This window comes from [Flexibacter] sp. ATCC 35208, from assembly GCF_001975825.1.
Lineage (GTDB): Bacteria > Bacteroidota > Bacteroidia > Chitinophagales > Chitinophagaceae > Chitinophaga.
The window spans coordinates 1-322 of sequence record NZ_MTKN01000373.1 but is presented as its reverse complement, the minus strand read 5'-3'; the positions used below and the strand labels follow the sequence as shown (position 1 = coordinate 322).

1 protein-coding gene is annotated in these 322 nt (G+C 33.5%); it reads right to left on the bottom strand.

The window, feature by feature from the left end; genetic code table 11:
* The coding region (locus BW716_RS35965; protein WP_179091453.1) for an AMP-binding protein at positions 1-322 on the bottom strand (322 nt) is incomplete at both ends.

Genomic DNA, 322 nt, shown 5'->3' with positions numbered 1-322 from the left:
TTCCTTATCATTTAAATAACCTCTTCCAACACCCTGACCCGCTATAATAATTTCACCGGTTACTCCTATTGGAACTCTCTTCAAAAAAGGATCTACAATATGTATTTCTATATTTTGAATTGGGCGTTTTCCCACAGGGGTAGTTTCTGTTGTAATACTTTCTTTAATGATAAAGTGTGATAGATCATCTGATGTTTCTGTTATCCCGTAGGTATTAACAATAGGAATATTTGGATACAATTTTATCCACTGGTTTACTACGGAGGGAAATAAGGTTTCTGCATTTAAAATAAGAATATCCAGATCTTCCAATGGAAGAATA